Below are 22628 nucleotides of genomic sequence, written 5' to 3' on the forward strand. Positions count from 1 at the left end.
GAGTATTCATGCAGCCAAACTTAAAGCAACTACACCAAAGCGCTATAAACAACTTAAACCAAGGCAACATTCAGCAAGCGCATAAAGCACTGGTTGAGCTAGTGACACTGCAGCCTGACTTTGCTGATGGCTACTTTTTACTCGCCATGGTTAATTTACAGGTTGGTCAAATTTATAAAGCGATAAAGCTAATTGAAAAAGCATTAAACTTTACTCAGTCTATTGAATATACAGCGCAACTTGCCAAGTGCTACGCTCTTACCGGCGATTTACAAAAAGCGAAAAGCACCGCCCTCAGCGTTAAGCTTGAACATATTAGTAAAGCACTTGATGCCGATACATTAGGCGTGGCGCTCACCCAAGCGGGTTTACATCAACAAGCAGCTGATTACTCTATATGCGCATTAAGTATAGCTGAGAGGAGTAATACTCGTCAGCCACAGTTTTATTATAACTATGGGGTATGTGCTAAATTTTTAGGCCAGTTTGAAAAGGCGCAGCACGCGTTTGAAAATGCCATTGCACTGAATCCGCTTCATCATCAAAGTCATTTTGCTTTAGCCGATTTAACTAAAGTCACTGAGCAAAATAACCACATAGAGCGATTAAAAAACGCATTTGAACAGGTCAATCATCCCGACGCTAAACTGCATATAGGTCATGCACTGGCAAAAGAATATCAAGACCTAGGCGACTTTTCAGCAGCGTTTGCCGCGTTACAACAAGGTAAAACAGCAAAACTCGCTAATAAGGCGTTTGATAACCAAGCGTCTGAGGCACTATTCGCACACATTAAACAGCTCAGTGATAAGTACAAAAACCAACAAACAGCTGGTAACCAAAGCTGTGAGCCAATTTTTGTATTAGGCATGCCGCGCTCTGGCACCACATTAGTTGAGCGCATTTTATCAAGCCACAGCGACGTACAATCGGCTGGCGAGCTGCAAGACTTTGGCCTAAGTGTAAAAAAACTTAGCCAAACACCTACGCCTCAAGTACTTGATACAGACACCTTAAGCCAAGCTTACCAGCTTGATTTTGCAAAACTTGGCAGCACTTACCTTGAGGCGACCCGTGTAGTTACCGGTAGCCATAAACACTTTATTGATAAATTACCGTTTAACTTTTTTTATATCGATTTAATTACCAAAGCCCTGCCAAACGCCAAAATAATCTGCCTACTTCGCGACCCCATGGACACCTGTATTGGTAACTATCGTCAGCTATTTACCATTAACAACCCGTATTATGCTTACTCGTTAGACTTACTCGACACAGCTAAATTTTACAGCCGCTTTTATAAACTAATACAGCACTTTAGCGCCCTTCACAGCAATATTAAACTAGTAAAATACGAAGAACTTGTAGCCGCACCAGAGCAAAAGATAAAAGAGTTAGTGAGCTATTGTGACTTAGACTGGCAACCACAGTGCCTTGATTTTCATTTAAACACCGCACCGGTATCAACCGCCAGTAAAATGCAAGTACGCCAACCGCTTAACAACAAGGCCATAGGCCGCTGGAAAAAGTTTAAGCCCCATACCGATGAAGCGCAGGCTTATTTAGTTAAGGAAGGAGTTTTAGGTTTAATTAAATAACAAAAAATATTACGTGGACGGATAGTTCAGTGTTATAAATTTTAAAGTTACTGGATGGATATAAGTTTTTAGGCTGAATGTATTTGAGGTTTTTTCTCTGTTAACTAACCCTCTTCCACTTAAGGAAAAACCCAACGCTACTATAAAAAGCTAATAAAAAGTAACACACCAATTACTGCAGCAGCTATAAATAAGTATTTACCAAGCGTTGCATTGTGTTTAAGAGATTCTTGATGTTTAGCCTTAAGCATAAGTAATTGTGTTTCGTTTAAATCGGAACAATGCGTACATTTATCCAAGAACTCAGAATAATACAGTTCACACCTATCACATCGCTTTTGTTTAGGTTGCTTAGATCTCCATGATATGCTCATCCCTAAAGACATTATAACTTCCACTCAAGAGTGCTAGTGTACTCAACCTTAACCAGCCTACCATTTAATAACGCAGGCTTAAATCGCCATAGTTTTAAAGCCCGTAAACCTTCCTTTTCAAATACACCTTTTGGGGCAGATTCAATTACTTCAACTCTTTCTAACGCACCAACTTCATTCACTATTGCTTTGAATTTTAAGTAGCCCTCTACGCTATTTTTAGCCGCATCTTCAGGATATTTTGGTTCAATCTTCACAACCCATTTAGCAGGTAAATCTGTTTGTGTATTGGTATACACAGTACTTGAATTTGCCGCCTCATTAGTACTATTACAACCAACCAGTAAAAGAACTAAAAATATAGTTATGTACTTCAAAGGCTACTCCTAAAAATATGCTCAATAAAATAAACAACTAGTGGTTAAGTTTACTAAGGTGTTCAGCAACTCCAATACCAATGAAAAATATAACAACACTTAAAATTCCAAAACCTAGATATTTGAAGAATTTCTTCACCATAACTCCTTGTACATATAACCGCTTTATCAGTTAACACTTTCCAAATTCAAGCGTGAAAATGCCCTCATTTTATTAACTTATATTAATAAAAAATAGTGTAAGTTATTACCAGCTATAAATTTTATGCTTAATGTAGGTTATTTCGCTATGTAAAAAAGGGAGGGTTTCTTTTTATTCTTACTAAGTTAAAAACGACTCACCTGAATGATCGTTCATCGCTCTTTGCCGAAGTATGCCTGTGTGCTATGAGAGGACATTGAGCACCATAGTCACTTGTTAGCATTAAAACTCTGATACTTATTCCGTGCGATAAAGAACCATACAGAAAAACAGCCTGCGCATAAGTACCCGAAAAAAATCAAAAATGTAGCACTATTGATTTTTATACCTGTTGATACCGAGGCAACTAATAAGAGATTAGCTGTAAGCCCTGAGAATAGAATACCAACAAGTACATCATTAACGGGCTTTAAGTTTGACGCTGCTATAGAAACACCCAAAAAAGCAATTAAAAACCAATAATGGTTTTCATAAAATTCACCCTGAGATATCAGAATAAAGATCGCCACAACGGTATAAATTAAAAAATTAAGTAGCGATGTTATTTTCAATAGACTATCCAAATTAACTCCTTAATGCTAAGGGCAAAAAATTGTTAGCTAAAATATTGAACGGAGTGAAAATAGCCAACTGTATTTTTTCCGTTTTAAGCCCTTGTTAGCATTACACTTTTACCAAACTCGCATTTTTGAAATATTTCTCTGCACGTTCAGCAACATTACTGCAATATTTTTTAGGTAACCAAATATCTATGGCGTTATTACTTTCTGTGAATAAACTAACACAATTATTTGCGAGTTGAATTTTTGTAATATTAGATTTAGCTACAACTTTAGATGAAAAACCATAGCAGCGTGACAACATAGTTGGATTAATTATAACGTTATCACCATCTTCTATTAACGCTTTGTGCGAAGTAGATAAGTTTACTTTATGCTCGATAAACCAGATCACTAAGCAAGCGATAATTATATAAATATACGTTGATTCCACTACCATACTCCTTGTAAGGCTAACGCCTTGCTCACCGGAAAATCAGGAGCGTAGCGAGTGATTTTTCCGAGTGCAGCAACTTGTTATGCGCAGTTCTCAAATTTTAAAGATTTTTGTAAGCGTGATAATTGTCGAGCACTTGATGGTAAAGAATTGCCGATTTTTTCCTTGCGGCAGGGTGGAAAGCGTTAATAAAGACAACCCCCTCATGCACATGAACCCGCTCACTCACTTTTTTAATCTCGGGGAATATATAGCGTTTAACTTGACTATATGTACCGCAAAGCACAACAACATCAGGCTTTATCAACTCAACTTGCCTTCTAACAAAAGTGGCAAATTCACTAGCATGTGTATCAAACGCCTTCTTATTGGTTGTAGCACTCCCAGAAGTCTTCCTTATATTTATATATGCAATGTTCTTAATTGCGTTTTTTTCATTTAGCTTTGCATCTTTGAATGGCGGCACAACCCCATCATAATTTTGAATCCCGTAAGCCCATCGCCCCACCCGACGAAGAACCTGTCCTCGCCACCATCCGCTTTTCTTAACGTCAATAGCTCTATTGATTGCAGTAACAACATTCTGCTTGGCTTTATTTGTTTCCTTTAAAACAAACAAAACTCTTTTTCCACTACTATCCCAATTCTCTTTTGAGATCACTCCGTCGTGGTTGAAGTGCCAGCCCTCCGGGAATGCCTCTTTCCAAGCAGCCATCAACTCATCAATACAAATTATTTCGGAAATTTCTTTATTATCCATGAGTAAACTCAAATTAACTATTGGATAAGTCAGTAGACCCGTCAGGCAGCCATTCGATATTTAAGCCACCATCACCAAAACGAACTACACCTTCCTTTTTCGGTAGTTCACTGCATTGATCCCGATATTGAATAAAATTATCAAGCAATTCAATTAGGTGCACTTTGAACCCTGACTCAGTAGCCTTCTCAAAAATTTCGTCTTCAACCGTCCAACGAGTGCCGCTCAAGCGAGCCTCATTATCTTCCGCACAGAAAACCACTTTGCCATTTTCTTTCACAACCTCAGGGTATTGCTTGGCAAGCATGGCAAGGCGAGTAGCTTCGAAGTCTTGATCAAAATTTGGCATATTTTTTCCTTTGGCTCGTTATTCTTTCAGCTTGCGCCATATGGGCGACGGGTTGCGTCGTAGGGCCGCATAACAATTTAATAGTGCGCTCATCGCGCATATTTCTGCCGACTTAACGCTCATTTATCTAGCTTATATAGTTTTAACAAATAACCTAAGGTATTACTATCACTAAGTTTTCTAAAATCTCAGATAAATTTAAATAAACCAATATGCGCGCAGCGCTCATTTTCATGAATATATGAGCAAAGGGCTATTTAGCTAATTAATTAACGACGATTTTTTTTGCCAATCTCAATGCCCGGTTATCGCTCATACCTACATGCTAAGTTTAATCTAATAATTATGACTATAAACAAAACTTAGCACGTAAGTTAAAGGTTATTGCTCATCGGCGTCGCGAATGCGTTCTTTACGCTCTTGCTCTTCATCAAAGGCGGCTTGAATTTCGTCAAGTACAGAATCTACATCTGCAGCTTCGCCATCGTCTTCAAATTCGCCACTGAGTTTTGAGTGCGGGGTTAAGTTAGCATCTGCAAACAGTGCCCACATTTCTTTGGCATATTGCGTATGTAATAACGCCGGTGCAAATTGGCCATAATAGCGGCGCATGTTATTTACATCACGGGCAAACATCGCCTCGGCGCTATTATTGGCAGAGGCGTTAACCGCTTGGGGTAAATCAATAATTACTGGGCCGTTGCTATCAACAAGTACATTAAACTCCGATAAATCACCGTGAATAATCCCAGCGCACAGCATGAGTTTAATGTAGTGCATCATTAATGTATGTTGCTCAATGGCTTGTTGCTCGGTTAAATCAACCGCACCAAGCTGAGGTGCAACATCGCCTTCATCATCGCTTACTAGTTCCATTAACAAAACACCGTCAATGCAGCCGTAAGTTTGCGGTACCCGAACACCCGCTAAAGATAAACGCGACAGCGCGTCAACCTCAGCATTTTGCCAAATTTCTTCTTCTAATTGGCGGCCATAGCTTGAACGCTTACCCATAGCACGGGCTTGGCGGCCACCACGTACTTTTCGCCCTTCTTGGTACTGTGCTGCCTTTTTAAAACTGCGCTTACTGGCCTCTTTGTATACTTTAGCGCAGCGAATGTCATCGCCACAGGCCACCACAAATACATCGGCCTCTTTACCGCTCATTAACCGGCTGATCACTTCATCAATAAAACCATCATCAACTAATGGCTGTAAGCGTTTAGGTATTTTCAAACGACACCTACTAAAAATACAGGGTTGGCTTTTTGTTTTGCTATGTGGTTCAAACGAGGCATACCTTTGGGGATTGAAGAAAGTTATAAATTATTAGTAAACTTTAAAGTTACATTTAATGACTAAATTACGCAGCTAGAATAAGCGACTACAGCTAAAAAGCCAACCGCCTTTTTTGCTTTTTAAACATTATTGAACAAGAGCCGAGATAAAACCAAAAAACGAGCACGGTTTAGCGTACTCGTTTACTTTATATTATTAAAAAGTGTTTAGAACTGCCACACTAAAGACGCCCAATAACGACGGCCATCTTCAACATAACCGTACTCTTGCTCTGTGATCTCTTTATCAAGCAAGTTGTAAATTCCAGCACCAAGTTTAACGCTGTCACTTAGCTGATAATTAGCACCTAAATTGGCAATGGTATAATCAGGGGCAATTAAACTACTTTGTGAAGGCCCTGTGGTAGGCTGGCTTTCTTCTCCACGATATTGCACACGTAACCATCCGCCTAACTTATCTGTTGGACGCCAATTTAAAGACGTTTGTAAACTATGTTTTGGTAGCTGATTAAGTGGGCTCCCTTTATATTGACCGGTTTTTTGCTCTGAATCGGTGTAGGTATAACTAGCACTCACATCAATTTCAGTTGAAATATCGTAATCTACTGATAGCTCAATACCTTGGGTTATGGCTTCATCCACATTAATGTACGTGGTTGGCATGGAGCCAAACTGATTTGGGCCATCTGTGCACTGCGTTAATGGGCAAGCTATACGGGTTATTTTGTCATCAAATTCATTATAAAAAACGGTTGTCGATATGCTTAAATCGCGTCCAGAATCATAGTAAACACCCATTTCATAGTTAACTGATTGCTCAGGCTTTAAGTCAGGGTTACCATAAATATTCCCGCCACGACTCACTTGTCCCCATTGGGCGGTAGATTGGCGCACGGAAACCGGTTGATATGCCGCCTTTAATGGTGATCGCTTTAGATGCGCTATAAACACCATACAAACGTGGGCTCCAATGACCCGCAAAGTTGCCATCATGATCGTAACGTAGGCCTGCGGTAAGCTTAAAGTCATCCGTAGCTGCCCACTCGTTTTCACCAAAAACTGACCATTGCTCGTTTTCTACATGGGTTAAGTCGCTAATTTTATTGCTTGTATAATCATCCAATGACTCTTTTAAATAGGTCGCACCAAACGTAGAGTTATGATCACTAAATAGCGGTAAACTCCATGTCGTTTGAATGTCGGTATTTTCGACAAACATTTCACGTGAGTTATTATCAAACTTATCGTACTTAATGTAACTACGCGACGAGCCAAAGTCGTAAAAACCGTTGTGTGACATAGAGTATGTTTGTTGCTCATACTCAGTAGTTGCTGATTCAGGGCAGCCACGTCGACCACAGTTTTCACCTGGCGCAAGCGGGGCAACTGTTTTGCCGAGAGTTTCATCTAATGTTTGTTTTGCTGAGCCAAGTTCAAACATTAATTCGTGACTATCATTAGGTGTTAATGTGAACTTGGCTTTAACATTACTTTGTTCTTTTCCTCGAAATCCTGCAGTAAACTCATCTTCATTTCGCTTTGAAAACTGCCCATACAATTGCACGCCCAATAGATCTGGTATAATGCCTCCAGAAGTGAAAAAGCTGGCTTGGTTTATATCACCTGACTGACTTTGCTCTTGAATGGTGCTGTCTAAACGCAGTTCACCGTACCACTGCTCTGGCGCTTTACGAGTAATAATATTGATCACACCACCAATAGCATCAGAGCCATACAACGACGACATAGGGCCACGTATTACTTCAATACGTTCAATCGCTGAAATTGGCGGCGTCCAAGCACCTTCTACGCCTGGGCCATCACTATTAGGTCGTGTTTCTCTTGAGCTTTGGCGTTGTCCATCAATAAGAATAAGCGTGTATTGGCTAGCCATACCACGCAAGCTAATATCTTTTCTGTCGCCTCCGCCGGTCACTATTACACCCGGAATATCAGCCATTGCATCGGTTAAGTCACGATAAAAGCGTTTTTCTAGCTGCGCTCTGTCGATAACACTAATGCTTGCGGGCGCCTCTTTGAGCATTTGTTCGTAGCCAGAAGCAGTGACAACCATTACTTCCATATCTTGTTTTTTTTCATCAGCAAAAGCAGGGTTAGCAATTGCAAAAGTACTTAAAATAAATGCAGTTACCGGCCTTAACTTACAACTTACCGTGTTCATGATATTTCTCCGTGACATTTAGCGTGCAAATGATAATAATTAGCGTTTGCGATAATAGTGAGAAGTTCCCTTTCTCACAACGTTATTTTTATTAAAGCTAATTTAAGTAAGGCTTAACGGTATGAGTGATAAGTTAACTAAAACCCTGAATATATTTGTTCGCACAGTACAAACGGGAAGTATGAGTAAAGCTGCCGCTGACCTTTTAATGACAACCTCTGCAATTAGCCAGCAAATAAAACAAATAGAGCAAGATGTAGGTTTGAGTTTATTTAATCGAAGCCCTCGAGAATTAACGCTTACCGAGGCGGGTGAACTGTATTATCAAAGTTGTTTACAAATGCTTGCCGTTGCAACAGCTACATCAGAACAATTACAACATTTACAAAATTGCCCGAGTGGGCAATTAAAACTAGCAGCCCCTGTCGGTTTTGGAGGTGGGTTACTAAGCGAGCCTGTAAAGCATTTAATTAGCCAATTTAATGATATAGATGTGCACTTAACGCTTTCTGACGAACCCATTGATATGATCAGAACAGGTATAGATTTAGTGCTGGCGATTGGCCCTCTCGAAAACTCAAACTTAATTGCACGCCAGCTCGCTAGTTGGCCATTAATACTGTGTGTTCATAAAAATCATGCACTAGCACAGCAACCAAAAATCACACTGGATGACCTAAAAGCGCATAACCGCATTGCGCATATAGCTGTTGATCCGGCGCTTACGCACCTTACTCGCGGCGTAAATACAACACTACAAAAAGCGCGTATTACCATTAATAATATGCAAACTGTGATTCAATTTGTTCTCGATGAGTTAGGCTATGCTATTTTGCCTGAGCCTGAAGTACGTAATTTCTTAGCTACAGGAGAACTTTTAGAAATATGCACTGATTGGCAACTTCCCCATTACGATGTATTTGCTCTAACGCCTGCACGCGATACGTTAGCAGCAAAAACAAAAGCCGCAATTAAAGCACTTAACGCATCATTTTCAGCTATTTAAATAACCTAAGTTCAGGTTAAATAACCTATGGCTTGTTTATAGCTGGTTAATTGCAAGCAAAATTCCTACCTGCATCATTTAACTCCCCGCAATACGCTTCAGTTACTTAATGTTATTGCCTTTGATTAAAGTTTATACTTGTAGTTTTTCTGTTATGTAAACGCAAAACAAGCATATAGCTAAGCGCTCATTCAGTAAGACTGCATTAGTATTAATACTTTGCGGCACGTTAATAAACACACGGTTATTAAACAGGAGTAAATTACATGGCAAGCACATCTAATAAGTCACACGAGGTTAGTAATGCACAATCGGCTTTATTAAACCCAGAGCACAGCATTCAAGTACGAGGCGCGCGTGTTCATAACTTAAAAAATGTGGATGTAAACTTGCCCCGTAATTCACTTGTTGTTTTTACCGGTATATCAGGTTCGGGTAAATCATCGCTCGCCTTTGGAACATTATTTGCCGAATCGCAGCATCGTTATCTTGATTCGGTATCCCCTTATGCACGCAGATTAATCGATCAGGTAGACGAGCCTGATGTAGATTCAATTGAAGGGCTGCCACCCGCGGTAGCCCTGCAGCAACAGCGTGGTGCACCCTCGGTACGCTCATCGGTGGGTAGTGTAACCACTATTTCTAACGCGCTGCGAATGCTTTACTCTCGTGCAGGCGAATACCCCAATGGGCAAGGCATACTGTACGCCGATGCGTTTTCGCCCAATACGCCACAAGGCGCCTGTCCAGAATGCCACGGTATTGGCCGTGTATTTAACGTAACCGAAGAGCTGTTAGTGCCCGACCCTACTAAATCAATTAAAGAGCGCGCTATTGCAGCATGGCCGCCGGCCTGGCAAGGTAAAAACCTAAGCCGTATTCTTACCTCGCTAGGCTACGACATTAATAAACCGTGGAATACCCTGCCTAAAAAAGCCCGTGATTGGATTTTGTTTACCGACGACACACCCACAGTGCCCGTTTTTCCTGAGTACACGCTTGAGCAAACCCAAGCCGCTATTAAAAATGAAGAAAGCCCCAGTTACATGGGTACATTTATAAGTGCTAAACGCTTTGTTTTACAATCGTTTGCCAGTACGCAAAGCCCACGCACAAAAAAGCGTGTATCGCAGTATATGCAAATATCACAATGCCCGCAGTGCGAAGGTAAAAAGCTTAAAAAAGAGTCGTTATCGGTTAAAGTAGCGGGCCTTGATATAGGTGAGATTTCGCAATTAACGCTTAATGAGCTGGCAGATAAATTAAGGTTTGCCGCTAGTAACCCCGCTAAAAGTAACGCAGCAAACCCCGAAAAAGCCATAGTTGCAAAGCGTATAGCAGACGACATTCTTAAACGCGTAGAAGCACTTACCAAACTTGGTTTAGGATATTTATCGCTTGAGCGCACCACGCCATCGTTATCGCCGGGTGAGTTACAACGCTTAAGACTTGCAACGCAAATTCGCTCAAAATTATTTGGTGTTGTGTATGTGTTAGATGAACCCTCTGCAGGCTTACACCCTGCCGATACCCAAGCCTTATTAGCCGCACTAGATGAGCTAATAGCTGCTGGTAACTCCGTGTTTGTGGTTGAGCACGACGTAAGTGTTATTCGCCACGCCGATTGGGTGGTTGATGTAGGGCCAAATGCGGGCTCCCGTGGCGGTAATATTGTTTATAGCGGCCCTGTTGAGGGCTTAAAGCAAATTAGCAGCTCACACACGAGCCAGTACTTATTTAAAATTAACGAATCTCAGCAAGCTCAAATTCAAAGTAAACAACGCCCAGCAAAAGCATGGCTTACGCTTAAAAATGTTGAGCGTAATAACTTACAAAAGCTTAATGTAGAATTTCCGCTTGGAGTTATTACAAGTGTTACGGGGGTATCTGGCTCAGGTAAATCAAGCTTAGTAAGCCAAGCGCTTGTTGAATTGATTTACGATGCACTAGGGCAAAAATCGCAGCCACAAATACCCATAGATGAAGCCGAGCTACTCGAGCAAGAACTCGATATAACAACCGGCGGACAAATAACTGGGGGCATTGAGTACATAAAGCGACTAATAACGGTTGATCAAAAAGCCATTGGCCGCACACCTCGCTCAAACCTCGCAACTTACACGGGCTTATTTGATCACGTACGTAAACTGTTTGCCAATACCAAAGAGGCAAAAGCACGTAAGTACGATGCCGGTCGTTTTTCGTTTAATGTTAAAAAGGGTCGATGCGAAAATTGCGAAGGTGTAGGCTTTGTAAGCGTGGAGCTGTTATTTTTACCTAGCGTGTATTCGCCTTGCCCTGTGTGTAACGCCAAGCGCTACAACCAAAAAACACTCGAGATTACCTATAAAGATAAAACTATTGCTGATGTACTTAATTTAACGGTGGAGTCTGCGCATACCTTTTTTGCCGATGAACCCGCTATTTTACGTGCGCTAAATGCGCTGCTACAAGTAGGCCTTGGCTATTTACGTTTAGGCCAACCTGCTACTGAGCTTTCGGGCGGTGAAGCCCAGCGCATTAAACTTGCCACTGAACTACAACGTACTCAGCGCGGCGATACGCTTTATATTTTAGATGAACCAACTACCGGCCTACACCCTAAAGATGTAGCCATGCTAATGGCGCAGTTAAATGGTTTAGTTGATACGGGCAACACCGTCATTATGGTTGAGCACGATATGCAAGTTGCCAGTAACAGTGATTGGGTTATTGATATTGGCCCCGGAGCCGGCGATGAAGGCGGCTTAATTGTAGCACAAGGTTCCCCCGAAAAAGTGGCAAGTGTAAAGGCGAGTAAAACCGCACCATTTTTACTTAAATAGTTAATAGATGACGCTTTTAGTTGTATAAAAGCGTCACCTATATATGGTAGTTAACGCTGAAAATAACGGCTCGAGATAGATTAATTATCCAAAGTTCAGGTTTACTAATACATCCCTTTTTTATCTTGGTAACCAATCTGAAATAGCTTTACCTATTTCGTGCGGTGAATCCTCTTGGATGTAGTGAATACCGCTTACGGTTACCTCAGTTAGGTTTGGCCATGTGCGCACAAAATCTCTTGCGTAACCAACTAAAAAAGCACCCGGTTCAGCATTAATAAATAGCTTAGGAATATCGTGAGAGTTAGCTAAATAGCTCGCATAGCTTTTAACTAAAGCCACGGTATCGGCAGGCTCTCCAGCAATGGGCAGTTGGCGAGGCCCTGCTAAAATTGCACGGCGATCTTCTCCTGCATTTATAAAGGGTCTGCGATACTCATCATGCTCTGCCTGCGTTAATTTGCGTGCAATGGTCGCTGGTAATATTGTTTCAATAAAAAAGTTGTCATCAAGAACCATTTTTTCACCCTCAGCTGAGCGCATAGTGCCAATGGGTCCGTGCAAATCTTTAGGAAAATCGTCCCATGTTGGAAAGTCAGTAACAATTGCTTCCATAAACGCAATTGCTTTTACAGCATCACGATGTGTATTAGCCCAGTTAAAACCAACGCCTGAACCCCAATCGTGCAGCACCAAGGTAACGTTATTATTTACACCCAACGCTTCTAAAAGTGCAAATGTGTATTTGCTGTTTTCAGCAAGTGAGTAGCTGCCCTCATGGGTGTTATCTAACTTTTGCGAATCTCCTAATCCAATCATATCGATAGCAATTAAACGCCCTTTTCCTTGCAAATAGGGCATAACGTTTCGCCAAAGGAAGCTAGATGTAGGGTTACCATGTAAAAAAACAATAGGATCACCTTCGCCTTCATCTATATAAGCCATTTTTTTATCTAATACAGTTTTAAACTTTTTTGCATAACGTAATGTTTCTGAATCATTTTTCATTTAATTATATCGCTTTATTTAACTGATGAGCTGGCGGTAAATCCTCGCTCATCTAATTTGTGTAATATTCGAAGTAGATTAACTAATTTCGAGTTAATATACATGACTGAGTCATACAATAAACGAACGGGCTTAATTTGTCACTATATTTATATGATCTAATCACATATAATTAAATTTATGAAAAATGAAAAATATATATCAAATTTAATCGGCACGTTTGCTACTTCTGTTTCTAATGACATTGAAAAACAGATTGCCGAATTAGGCGGGCGAAGCCTAAGCCACGAAGCGGCACTGGTCACTATTTACAATCATCCGAATGAAACCATTGATGTACTAAGCAAGGTTTTAGGCTTAACGCATTCTGGTGCTGTTAGATTAATAAATACACTTGAAAAAGAAGAATTTGTAGAAAGGCGAAAGTCAGTAAAAGATGCCCGCTCTGTTGTTTTATGCGTAACGGATAAAGGAAGCCAAAGAGTTGAACTAGTACTAGCCAGCAGAGAAACAGCCACCTCTAAAATACTAAACAACTTTAATGATGAACAAAAACAACGCTTTTTAAGTTTGATAGAAGTAGCACTTGGCAGCCTAACAAACGAGCAGGTAGAAGCACGTAAAATATGCAAATTATGTAACGAAGGTGTATGCCGTAAACAAGGCTGCCCGGTAGAAAACTCAATTAAGTAACTAATTACTTCATGCATCTGCCCACTATAAACGTATTAAATTATTTGCTTTAATACGTTAGCGCTCAAAGTGTTAGCTCTTTAAAAAGCGTTCTATTTTAGGTTTTACCGTAACCGACATAACAAGCATTAATATTAAACCAATGGGTAGCGCGGCTAATAACCCCTCTACCCACGCTGTATAAAATAAGCGAGTATTAGCAAAGCCAATATTATTAGTAGCGGTAACAAACGCCATTAACAACTCCATGTTCAGCGCCATAAAACACTAATCACTAAATTACATTTAGCTCGCTTGCTGTTGGTAATAACTTAGTCACAAAAACATTCATAAAAGCAGTCATTGCTAAACCTATTGGCGCCATAACCAGTACAGCACTTAAAAACGAGGTAAACCAATCCATATAAAAATGATCAGTTATGCCTACATTTGTATAAGTCATAATGTAAGTAAGAGAACCGCCAACAAGTGTGATCATCATGACCATAACCAATATTTTGTATATAACAGGTGTTTTTTTAAGCGCAACAGGCACAGAGTTTATTAAAGCAGGCGTATTCATTAAATAGATAACACTTCTAACATAGATGATAAAGTCACCTATATCGAATTAATTGACAATATCAACTTTATTTGGTTAATTTGGTCATCAAAACTTAAAAGTAGTGGTGGCACTCAATGCAGCCACTACTTTATGAAAATTTGAATTTATTCTGATTTATTAGCTATTTTTTGAAGATTTTCATGAATTTTAAATAATACAATTAACAGCTCACACCAGATACGCGCACCAATCGCCCCACCAACAATGATAGCCAAACCACTGATGACGCCACCACCAAACTTAGCAAACATTGTAGTAAGACCTGAAATCAAAGTCCCTATTAAAATTAACCAGTAAACAAATGTAATTATTTTTGGCGTTAACATTGAATCAAAAAAGAATATATCTTTCATTTTAGTCCTTTAAAACTCCGTATAAGAATACTAGCTTAGCGGAGTTATAAACTAAGCTAGTAATTTAGAATTTTTATTAGTTATTTAAACTATCTAACTCTTTTTCAAGATCTTTCATTGCTTTTTGGGCTTTAAACTCTTCGTAGAGCGCTTCACGTGAACTTGGATCTAAACGCTTACCAGATTGAGCTACAAGGTTATTAAATGTTTCTTTTGTATTGCTCATTACAACGAATGTACAAAGCTGCTTTACCCCGTCTAATTTAGCAAATGCCACTTCTTGTGGCACAGCACCCACAAGGCTTTGCTGTGCAACTTGTTTGCTTACTTGCTCAAAAGTACCGCCAACATTTAGCTCATCATTACTTTGTGCTTTACGTTGATATAGCTTGTCCATAACGCTTGCTTTAACCTGTATTTGCTGAGATAAATCAGCGCGAGCTGCTGCAATAGCTTGCGCTCTATCGGTAGACATACTGCCAGACCAAGGAACGCATGATGACGATGCTAAACCTTTATCAGAGACAGGTAATAACACCCAACTTGGTACTGAATCATTTTTTGCTAATGGTGCCGACTGTGTGTTTTCAGTGCTTGAACACGCACCTAATGCTAAAGCGGCTATAACGGGTAAAAACTTTTTCATTTTAAATTCCTTTCAATTGCTTTTGATAATAAGCGGTGCGTTTTACCACTTTTTGTAAATAATTACGGGTTTCTTGCGCAGGTAAATTGTTAACCATTAAGGTATAAATTTTCTCTGCAGACATTGAATTAGCTGCAATACTTGCCTGATTAAGTGATTTAGAGCCACTCAGCGTTTTGGCTACGTTGCCAGGGCCAGTATTATAAGCGGCTATACTCATGTAAATTCTTGATTGCGCATTACGCACATTTTTAAAATAACGATTACTTAAAATATGCACATAAGTGCTGCCTGCCTCTACGTTATTATCAGCCTGAAATAAATACTCAGGGCTAAGTAATAGCGGTTTACCTTGCAAAAAGTTGCTCACGTCTTTACCCGCTGATGTCGGGACAATTTGCATCAATCCAAAAGCAGGAATTGGGGAACGAGCTAGTGGGTTAAAACTTGATTCGGTATGAATGATGGCTAATAACAATGCGGGATCTAAGTTGTAACGTTTAGCTTGTTGCTGAACTTCAGGTAAGTATCGTTTTGCTTGGTTAGAGAGCGTATTAGCAGGCAGCTTATAGCTAATTGTTACTCTGTCTTTTTGCTTAGTTATAACAGGTGCCTTGGCAGAGAGTACCTCTTCTACAATCTCTGTAGAAAGTACTGTTTGCTTAGCTATTTTTTTAGGTTGGGCCGTTGCTGATGGCTTATTTCTTTGAATTTTTTTATTTAATGGCTTACCCGTAGAAGTGAAGCTTTTATTATTAATGGTTTTATTAGCAGTAATATAAACGGGATCATTTGCAAGTGTTTTATCTACCGTGACTTGAGAAAGCTCATTTAATTGCTGTTTTGCATATTCAACAGCTTGCTCGTTGTTTTTGCTATTTAAAAGCTCAACTACAACCTCACCACTCTCAAAGTTTACACTGGTACGTTTATTTAAATCACCACTGTATTTTACCCACACTTTTGAGCTTGGCAGACTTGGATCTTGCCATTTTGTCGTTATTTGTTTTAAATATGCATCTTGCGCATCACGCCAGGCAGTTACAAATGCGTCAAATTCTTGCTTTTGTTGTTGCTCAAACTGATTAAATTCACTTTGACGCTTTTTTAAAAAAGCTTCAAATTCAGCCTCATCATTCGTTTGAGCTATGCTAGGCAAACTCATTGTTAAATAAGCGAATGCGCCTATTTTTAGAAGCATTTTAGCTCTTAAATGCATTTCTTATATCCCTATAAAATTAAAAGTAGCTACTCAAATCATCAGCAGGTAGATTATCAAAAGCAGTTTGAGCTGCTAAATTTAACCGCTTACAGTCTATGCTATCGCATTGTTGGGTTAGCGAAATAACTTGTTTATAACGACCATTAACAAACCAGGTTTGTGCAACTGACGCCTTAGCTTCATCGATCTTTAACTCACTCACTTTTAAATATTTATCGAGATAGCCTAAACGTTGCTCTTCTGGTGATTGATCTGCAACTAACGCCACCGCATCAGACATCGTTGTAGGGTGATTCAATGCAACTTGTAATAAAGGGCGTAAGTTTGTTTTATCTTTTTGGTTTCCTATTTGCCACGCAGCTCTAACGGCAAGACCTGCTTCATTAATATCTTGCGCAGCAGGTGTTACAACGCCGGTACAAGTTAACCATTCTTGCTGTTTCTCTTGTTTATAGTCAGTAATTTCAGCGTCAATAAAGCTTACCGATGCTGGCAAAGTAATATTAAGCTTTTTAGCTAAAGTATTTTTAATAATACTGCGCTGTGGCAGAGTCAATGCATTTCTACATGCCTGCTCAAGCGCATTTTTTGCACTCGATTTTAACGCCATTACTCGGGCGTATTGTCCATTAGCCTGAGTTTTAAAAAAAGCAGTTTGCTGTTCAATGGTTTGCTCTGAGTCAAAGGTGGCCGAAGCCACCAATGAAAGCGCTAAAATAGGTGCTAGCATTAAAGTTCCTCTTCGCTCGCTACTTTACCTGATGCCCCCTGAGGATTTGCCGCTTTTTCATTTAACCCACCATGGGCTTTAATTTTATGACCATAGCGACTGACACCGTTTACTGTTTGTCCATTATTACCGGTCATTTCTTTTGCAGCTTGGCGCGCAGTTGCCTCTAGACTTGGCGCGTAAACCGCAACACTGTATTGCCAAAAGCCATCATCACTTGCAAAGCTTTTAACACTTACACCCGGTGGTAATTTCCCTTTAGCAACTGTTGAGTACTCGTCTGACGTTTTTAATTGATTTAAAAATGTACTGCGGTCTTCTTCGAGAATTTTAACTTGTTGAGGATCGTTTAAATATGGGTCTTCGTATTCAAACTGCTTTGTGCCTTCCATTTGGCTTTCATCAAAGCTACCTTGCCAATACACTTTTTCACCTTGAATAGTGGCAAGCAAGGCAGAACGAGCACGTGTTTGCGATTGAGATTTAGCAACACCTTTAAGTTTACGGGCAACCGTTTTATTTCGGTTTTGACGAGCAATGGCTGAGCCGTAACCTAATATGATGACTTCTCCTGTGTCTGCATTAGTTAGTACTTTAGCCCCAACAGGAGGTAAAACGCCACTTTTTACATCACCAATTACTTGTTGAAAAATAACATTTGGTTCAGTAGTCACTGCAACTGCACCACGATTCCCTTTAATTTGTGAACGCGTTTTAGGAGTAGATATTAAACTTACACGCACTTCTTTTTCATCAATATTGTCGTAAACATCATAAGTAACAAAACCCGCAAGCGAACCTGATACAGACTCTTTACACGCTTCCAGCATATTAGTCTGTTCATTTACAGTACTTTCAACACCCGTATCGATAGAATCCATACTTGCAGACACTACATTACCACATTGATGTTCAACTCCTTTCATGTTTTCAATTAATTGTTTTTTTGCAATTAAATAAGCTTGATTATAAGCCCCGCGTTTAGAAAGTAACGATGCATTCATATTATCGTAAGTGTTATAGCTAGCACTACCGATTGATAAAATACCGGTACCACTGCCAACCTGAATCATTTTTATGCCATCTTCGTTATCATCAATTAGTGCCTGATGAGCTACAGCAACCGCAACATTTGTATCTTTTGCAACCACTACATCGCCAGAAACTTGCGCTTGATCTGCACCCGCTACTTGTGCGCCAGGGCGAGCAGGTATCATGTCTGTTAGGCTAAACTCTTCAGCTGCGATCGCAGGCATAGCTAAAACCATTGCTAATGTTAATACTTTAAATTTCATCATCTATCCTTATTTATACCTGAGTGTAAAATCGTCTTCGACTGTAATTTTTGAAAGGTTTTTTGCTGTTATTGTCATTAATGCTTGATCGAGCGCATTAGCAAGCTCACCGGTATTACCTTTAAACCTAAGGCTTGCTACAGTATAATCACTACGTTTATGAATCGATACATCGCTCACACCGCCTAAGGTGCTAAGTACATCATATAATTTTTCTGGCTGCGTAAGCTTTTTACTCGGTAATAATACCTCTCTGACTAAACCGCCTCGTGCAACGACTTTTGTAAACGCCACAGTTAATGCCCGATGCAATGCTGCCGATTGTGACTCACTGGCTAAATGCACAGCCATTAAATCAGTCTTAACATTTTCGTCGTTAGGTAATGCCATTAACGAAGGGTCGTTTTGCCACTTCCCATAAATATTGCCAGCTAAATCACGCACATCAACAATTAAACGAAGCTGTCGGTTATTGTCTCGCTTAACTAGCTCAGACCTAGCATACAGTTCTAAACTGGCTGCAGCGCCCACCTCAATACCTTGCTCATTTAGCCATGTTTTAAGTTCTGTTTTTAAAGGCTCAGGTGCAATCACATGCACGCGAGGCGAACCTATCATGCTCAATAATTGCGAAGCTTGTTGAATTAAAGGAGCTTTTTCGACCACCGCCATAATAGTAATTTCCACCCCGCCATTTTCTAACTGCTTACTTTGGAGCGTTTGCCACTCTTTAATCAACCCTTCGCTATGACTTGATAGTTGCTGGCCAATTAACTCTTGCATAGTAGTTGATTCATTATCATCACTAATACTTAAGCTGGTGCTTGATGACTGGGTATGCTGTTGTGTAAGCCAAACCCCAACCACCTGCGATACCGCACGCTGTAATGCATCTTGCTCAGCATTGCTGAGCGCAGTCTTACCTTGCTTTTGCCAGCCTTGTCCTATCACCGTAACGCTAATATTTTGCGTTGCTTGCTGCCAATTTTGCTCTACCGGCTCACCTAAGTTTGATGGATTTAGGCTCACCGTCATGCAGGTATCATTGCCATTGAGTCTTGGCACGCTGTAATTTAATGGTACCGCCCCCGCATTTAAGCCCTCTAGCATTACACTACGTTGCTGCTCATAAAGGCTTGTCGCGTCATCGGTTAAATCTGTGGTTAACTGCTGCTGCGCACTTTGCATTGTGAGGCTTTTGTTCCCTTGTAAAAAGCGTATCAGCTCTGCACTGGCTTGTGCTTTAGCACCAGTAATAGCGGTACTCCCGCGCCCATAAGCACACGCCTGTGTTTGTAATGTACCATCTGCAAGCACTTCTACTTGTGCTTGTGCACTTAACGAACATAGTGCTAAAACACCAAGCTTTTTTATCATGTACGGCTCTCCAAAAAGTTAGCTGGCGTGCCTACCGATACAGCAAAAATTTTGGCGCCACTGGCGGGGCGATATATGCCATTCTCGGCTTTATTTTTTACGTTATTAGCCATGTTCGAATCTTTCCAGCGAATAATCTCACCATTAGCACTATTACGTGACGGGTTAACATGTGCCACCCCTAATGGCTCAACAAAACCTGCTTCGTAGCTAAATATAATCATGGTTTCATTGGGTAATACGCCAGCATTTTGGCCACGGTCAAGGCTAATTTTGTTGCCTTTAATGCCTAACACTTGCGCTGTGGCAGGCATTTCACTGAGCATACGGGTTAATAAAATATCAATACCCCGCGAACCCATATCATTAAATACCGCGTTTACATGCGCGCTATCATCATAATGAAAACCCGTATAATAACGACCACTTAATCTGGTAAATTGAAGCTCAGAACGCTCACGTACGTCTTCTGACTTAACCCGTATTTTACCCAAATTTGGGTGTGAAAGCTTTTCGCGAGTTTGTGGGTTAATCACCCCGGTGGTGAGCTCTAAGGTATAATCTGCCCAATCGCTATAAGCTCCTTCTGTTTTAATGGTTCTCAGGGAATCTATTTTTACAATAAAATCCGGCATTAACGCTTTTACTTCGGCGCGTTTAGCTGCTGCTTTAGCACCTTGTTGCTGTAAAAATATTTGCTGCTCTTTTGAAATAGTGTCGTCATCACGGGTAATAATTCTAAAGCGATTAATGCCGGCAAATTGATTTTCAACCATCAATAGTAAGTTATTATTATCGAACTCTCGCATGGCATCTACGCCAATGCCACTTCCAGTTACTTGAGCTAGGTCAAAATACATACGTACGATAGGCTTTTTTAACGGGCAGCTATCGGTTTCGTTATTAACATCAAACGTACAGCGCTCTAGCCCTTGAGTATCAAAATAAGCAGGAATAGTAATATCGTGGTCTTTAAAGTCGTAGGCGCTTTTAGCCACTTGCGCGTTAGAGGCACGATTACTTACTTTGGCCACTTGTGTGCTACTACCCGGCTTTGTCTGACAACCCGCTAATAAAGCGACAGTGATTGCTGAAAGGGTAATTTTTTTTATGAGTTTCATTATTATTCCTAAATATCGAACAGCCATGTACTAGGTGGCGCTTTAAGTTGTTGAACTAAATTTTGAATCACTTTTTGTTTCGCAGCATTCGTTGTTGCCCCCGTTTCTTGGGCGTGTAAATCGTGTTGTAATAACACCTTGAATGGGCTACTACTGCGGGTAAGTGCTAAAGATAAAATCGCTTTTGCGCTGTGGCTATTTTTACTGTTAGCATAGTACCAGCGTAATTGCGGGCGCATCCACAATTGAGTATTACCACTGTGGGGTAGGGCATCGTTTAAAGCCGACTTGATTTCATGGGCGCTCAGTGCACCAACCACATCGCATGCAACGTCATTTAGCGCGCTTGACTGATCCGTTAATAAGGTATTTAAGCGAGTTCTAATTAAAGGTTGAGCCCCTGACAAGTACTCAAGTACCGCGAGCTTTTTTGTTGCATCACTGAGTAAACCACTATACTGCAATGCCCAAATAAAGCGTTGTTCACTATTTTTGTCGCTCGGTGACACGCGGAATAACACTGACAAATCAGCTTTTACCGTGTTAACAATGACTGATTTTTTCACACCGAGTTGTAGGGCAAACAAATTTGCCTGCTCAGCGCTATTAAGCTCCTCTGTGCCCGTAAGGGTAAACGGCAAGCTACTAAGGGACGTAGTTTGCTGAAAATAACCTGTTGATTGAGTATTTTGCTTGCTTGATAGCTGTACTTGCTCGGTACTTACATCAACACTCAGTTGCGTTACTATGTCAGCTAGAGCCGCTTGCTTTGCAGCTAAGCGACTTTCACCAATACCTACAGCTGTAATATATTCATCACTTTGTTGAGACTGAAGTACCCAAGCAGGCCAACTTTGTGCTGAAGTAATACAAACAAATGCCAGTAACAAGACAAATAGGCTTGTTTTCATTAATTTTTCGCTTCTAGCGTAAGCTGCCGCTCGTTAATTGATGCTATGGTTGCTTGTTCAAGTTCAATAATTTCATTCGCTTCAAGTGCTAACGCAAGTTGATCTTTTGCTTTTAATAATGCGACACCAATATCCTTTGGGTTCTCAGCTTCATTTTCATCATCTGCGAACATACTCATTACACTACTGCCTGCACTTAGTGTTAAAGCCGCAGCAACTTCGTTTCGATACTCTGTTAGTAACAGTGCAGATTTAGCGGCTTCAATAGTTAGCTGTGTGGCAAGCTCAACGTTTTGTTGATAAATCGCTTCATTAGCTTCGTTGTAAGTAGCAAGCTTATGACCTATCTTTTCGTCTTCATTTTTAGCGCCCGCATCAAACTTTACAATAGCTGCCTCTAGCTCTTCAGGTGAAGCATCTTTATTGGCGTATAAGAATTTTCGTGCATCAAGTTGATCAGTCGATGTGCGGTACTGCGACATAACTTTATATTGGCGCTCTAGCACCATGGCCGATGCATTTAAAAATTCGTTAATACCAGGCACAACATCTACCGGGTATTGATAGCCAAGAGTATCCATACGGGTAGTTAATTCAGCAACAACTGCGTTGCGGTCTAAGTCACCAGAATTATCTGCAGTAGACACACAGCCTGCGAAAAGAGGAGCAAAAATCAGCGCGGAAAGAATGGTTTTCTTCAT

At 40.4% G+C, this 22628-nt stretch carries 22 protein-coding genes and 1 pseudogene; 4 read left to right on the forward strand and 19 right to left on the reverse strand.

Translation table 11 applies throughout. The features are described from left to right. The first annotated feature begins 8 nt into the window (after positions 1-8). Positions 9-1598: a sulfotransferase gene (locus MTN97_RS01475; RefSeq protein WP_248473485.1), complete on the forward strand. Its 1590-nt coding sequence runs from the start codon at positions 9-11 to the stop codon at positions 1596-1598. Between the two features lie 385 nt (positions 1599-1983). On the opposite strand, the gene MTN97_RS01480 is transcribed toward MTN97_RS01475, so the two are convergent. The 7 genes and pseudogenes from MTN97_RS01480 to MTN97_RS01510 form a co-directional block, all read right to left on the reverse strand. Continuing rightward, positions 1984-2349, reverse strand: coding sequence for an energy transducer TonB (locus MTN97_RS01480; protein ID WP_248473486.1), 366 nt, complete (start codon positions 2347-2349; stop codon positions 1984-1986). Positions 2350-2760: 411 nt separating this feature from the next. Beyond that, entirely contained in the window at positions 2761-3114 is a 354-nt protein-coding gene (locus MTN97_RS01485) for a hypothetical protein (RefSeq protein WP_010389245.1), read from the reverse strand. Positions 3115-3214: 100 nt separating this feature from the next. Next, complete coding sequence (locus MTN97_RS01490; RefSeq protein WP_138560769.1) at positions 3215-3544, reverse strand: hypothetical protein; 330 nt, start codon at positions 3542-3544, stop codon at positions 3215-3217. 103 nt (positions 3545-3647) lie between these two features. Then, positions 3648-4307, reverse strand: coding sequence for a hypothetical protein (locus MTN97_RS01495; protein ID WP_248473487.1), 660 nt, complete (start codon positions 4305-4307; stop codon positions 3648-3650). A gap of 13 nt (positions 4308-4320) precedes the next feature. Continuing rightward, positions 4321-4656 (reverse strand): hypothetical protein, encoded by a 336-nt coding sequence (locus MTN97_RS01500; protein ID WP_179808373.1) that lies wholly within the window; start codon positions 4654-4656, stop codon positions 4321-4323. Positions 4657-5037: 381 nt separating this feature from the next. Then, entirely contained in the window at positions 5038-5892 is an 855-nt protein-coding gene (locus MTN97_RS01505) for a PA4780 family RIO1-like protein kinase (protein ID WP_090493321.1), read from the reverse strand. A 269-nt stretch (positions 5893-6161) separates the two neighbouring features. Beyond that, a pseudogene (locus MTN97_RS01510) lies at positions 6162-8136 on the reverse strand (ligand-gated channel protein). A 121-nt stretch (positions 8137-8257) separates the two neighbouring features. Between MTN97_RS01510 and MTN97_RS01515 the strand changes: the two are divergent. Continuing rightward, positions 8258-9142, forward strand: coding sequence for a LysR family transcriptional regulator (locus MTN97_RS01515; protein WP_248473488.1), 885 nt, complete (start codon positions 8258-8260; stop codon positions 9140-9142). 266 nt (positions 9143-9408) lie between these two features. Next, positions 9409-11967, forward strand: a complete 2559-nt coding sequence (gene uvrA, locus MTN97_RS01520) for an excinuclease ABC subunit UvrA (protein ID WP_248473489.1) — start codon at positions 9409-9411, stop codon at positions 11965-11967. Between the two features lie 120 nt (positions 11968-12087). On the opposite strand, the gene MTN97_RS01525 is transcribed toward uvrA, so the two are convergent. Further along, the gene (locus MTN97_RS01525) at positions 12088-12975 is read right to left on the reverse strand and encodes a haloalkane dehalogenase (protein ID WP_024605654.1); all 888 of its coding nucleotides are present in this window, start codon (positions 12973-12975) and stop codon (positions 12088-12090) included. Positions 12976-13155: 180 nt separating this feature from the next. Here MTN97_RS01525 and MTN97_RS01530 point away from each other — a divergent pair, with 180 nt between their 5' ends. Next, positions 13156-13668, forward strand: a complete 513-nt coding sequence (locus tag MTN97_RS01530; RefSeq protein WP_069439143.1) for a MarR family winged helix-turn-helix transcriptional regulator — start codon at positions 13156-13158, stop codon at positions 13666-13668. 72 nt (positions 13669-13740) lie between these two features. Here MTN97_RS01530 and MTN97_RS01535 read toward each other — a convergent pair whose 3' ends face one another. From MTN97_RS01535 to MTN97_RS01585, 11 genes are all read right to left on the reverse strand, one after another. Then, positions 13741-13905, reverse strand: a complete 165-nt coding sequence (locus MTN97_RS01535) for a DUF2798 domain-containing protein (RefSeq protein WP_248473490.1) — start codon at positions 13903-13905, stop codon at positions 13741-13743. A gap of 37 nt (positions 13906-13942) precedes the next feature. Further along, entirely contained in the window at positions 13943-14230 is a 288-nt protein-coding gene (locus MTN97_RS01540; protein ID WP_248473491.1) for a DUF2798 domain-containing protein, read from the reverse strand. Between the two features lie 146 nt (positions 14231-14376). After that, positions 14377-14625 carry a DUF4282 domain-containing protein gene (locus tag MTN97_RS01545; RefSeq protein WP_069439142.1) on the reverse strand — a complete coding sequence of 83 codons (249 nt, stop codon included), beginning with the start codon at positions 14623-14625 and terminating at the stop codon, positions 14377-14379. A 76-nt stretch (positions 14626-14701) separates the two neighbouring features. Beyond that, a complete protein-coding gene (locus tag MTN97_RS01550; RefSeq protein ID WP_214552445.1) occupies positions 14702-15271 on the reverse strand; it encodes a hypothetical protein in 570 nt (189 codons plus the stop codon). 1 nt (position 15272) lies between these two features. Then, the gene (locus tag MTN97_RS01555) at positions 15273-16472 is read right to left on the reverse strand and encodes a murein transglycosylase domain-containing protein (RefSeq protein WP_248473492.1); all 1200 of its coding nucleotides are present in this window, start codon (positions 16470-16472) and stop codon (positions 15273-15275) included. Positions 16473-16509: 37 nt separating this feature from the next. Continuing rightward, on the reverse strand, positions 16510-17223 hold the full coding sequence (locus tag MTN97_RS01560; RefSeq protein ID WP_214552447.1) for a hypothetical protein: 714 nt from the start codon (positions 17221-17223) through the stop codon (positions 16510-16512). After that, the gene (locus MTN97_RS01565) at positions 17223-18518 is read right to left on the reverse strand and encodes a hypothetical protein (RefSeq protein WP_214552448.1); all 1296 of its coding nucleotides are present in this window, start codon (positions 18516-18518) and stop codon (positions 17223-17225) included. The genes MTN97_RS01560 and MTN97_RS01565 overlap by 1 nt, the downstream gene beginning before the upstream one ends. Positions 18519-18527: 9 nt before the next feature. Beyond that, positions 18528-19895 carry a hypothetical protein gene (locus MTN97_RS01570; protein WP_248473493.1) on the reverse strand — a complete coding sequence of 456 codons (1368 nt, stop codon included), beginning with the start codon at positions 19893-19895 and terminating at the stop codon, positions 18528-18530. Beyond that, positions 19892-21016, reverse strand: a complete 1125-nt coding sequence (locus MTN97_RS01575) for a hypothetical protein (RefSeq protein WP_248473494.1) — start codon at positions 21014-21016, stop codon at positions 19892-19894. Before MTN97_RS01575 ends, MTN97_RS01570 begins: the two co-directional genes overlap by 4 nt. An 8-nt stretch (positions 21017-21024) precedes the next feature. Continuing rightward, on the reverse strand, positions 21025-21927 hold the full coding sequence (locus tag MTN97_RS01580) for an LPP20 family lipoprotein (protein ID WP_248473495.1): 903 nt from the start codon (positions 21925-21927) through the stop codon (positions 21025-21027). Then, positions 21927-22628, reverse strand: a complete 702-nt coding sequence (locus MTN97_RS01585) for a hypothetical protein (RefSeq protein ID WP_248473496.1) — start codon at positions 22626-22628, stop codon at positions 21927-21929. The genes MTN97_RS01580 and MTN97_RS01585 overlap by 1 nt, the downstream gene beginning before the upstream one ends.

Origin of the sequence: Pseudoalteromonas sp. 2CM36K, from assembly GCF_023161865.1 — a bacterium.
Lineage (GTDB): Bacteria > Pseudomonadota > Gammaproteobacteria > Enterobacterales > Alteromonadaceae > Pseudoalteromonas > Pseudoalteromonas tetraodonis.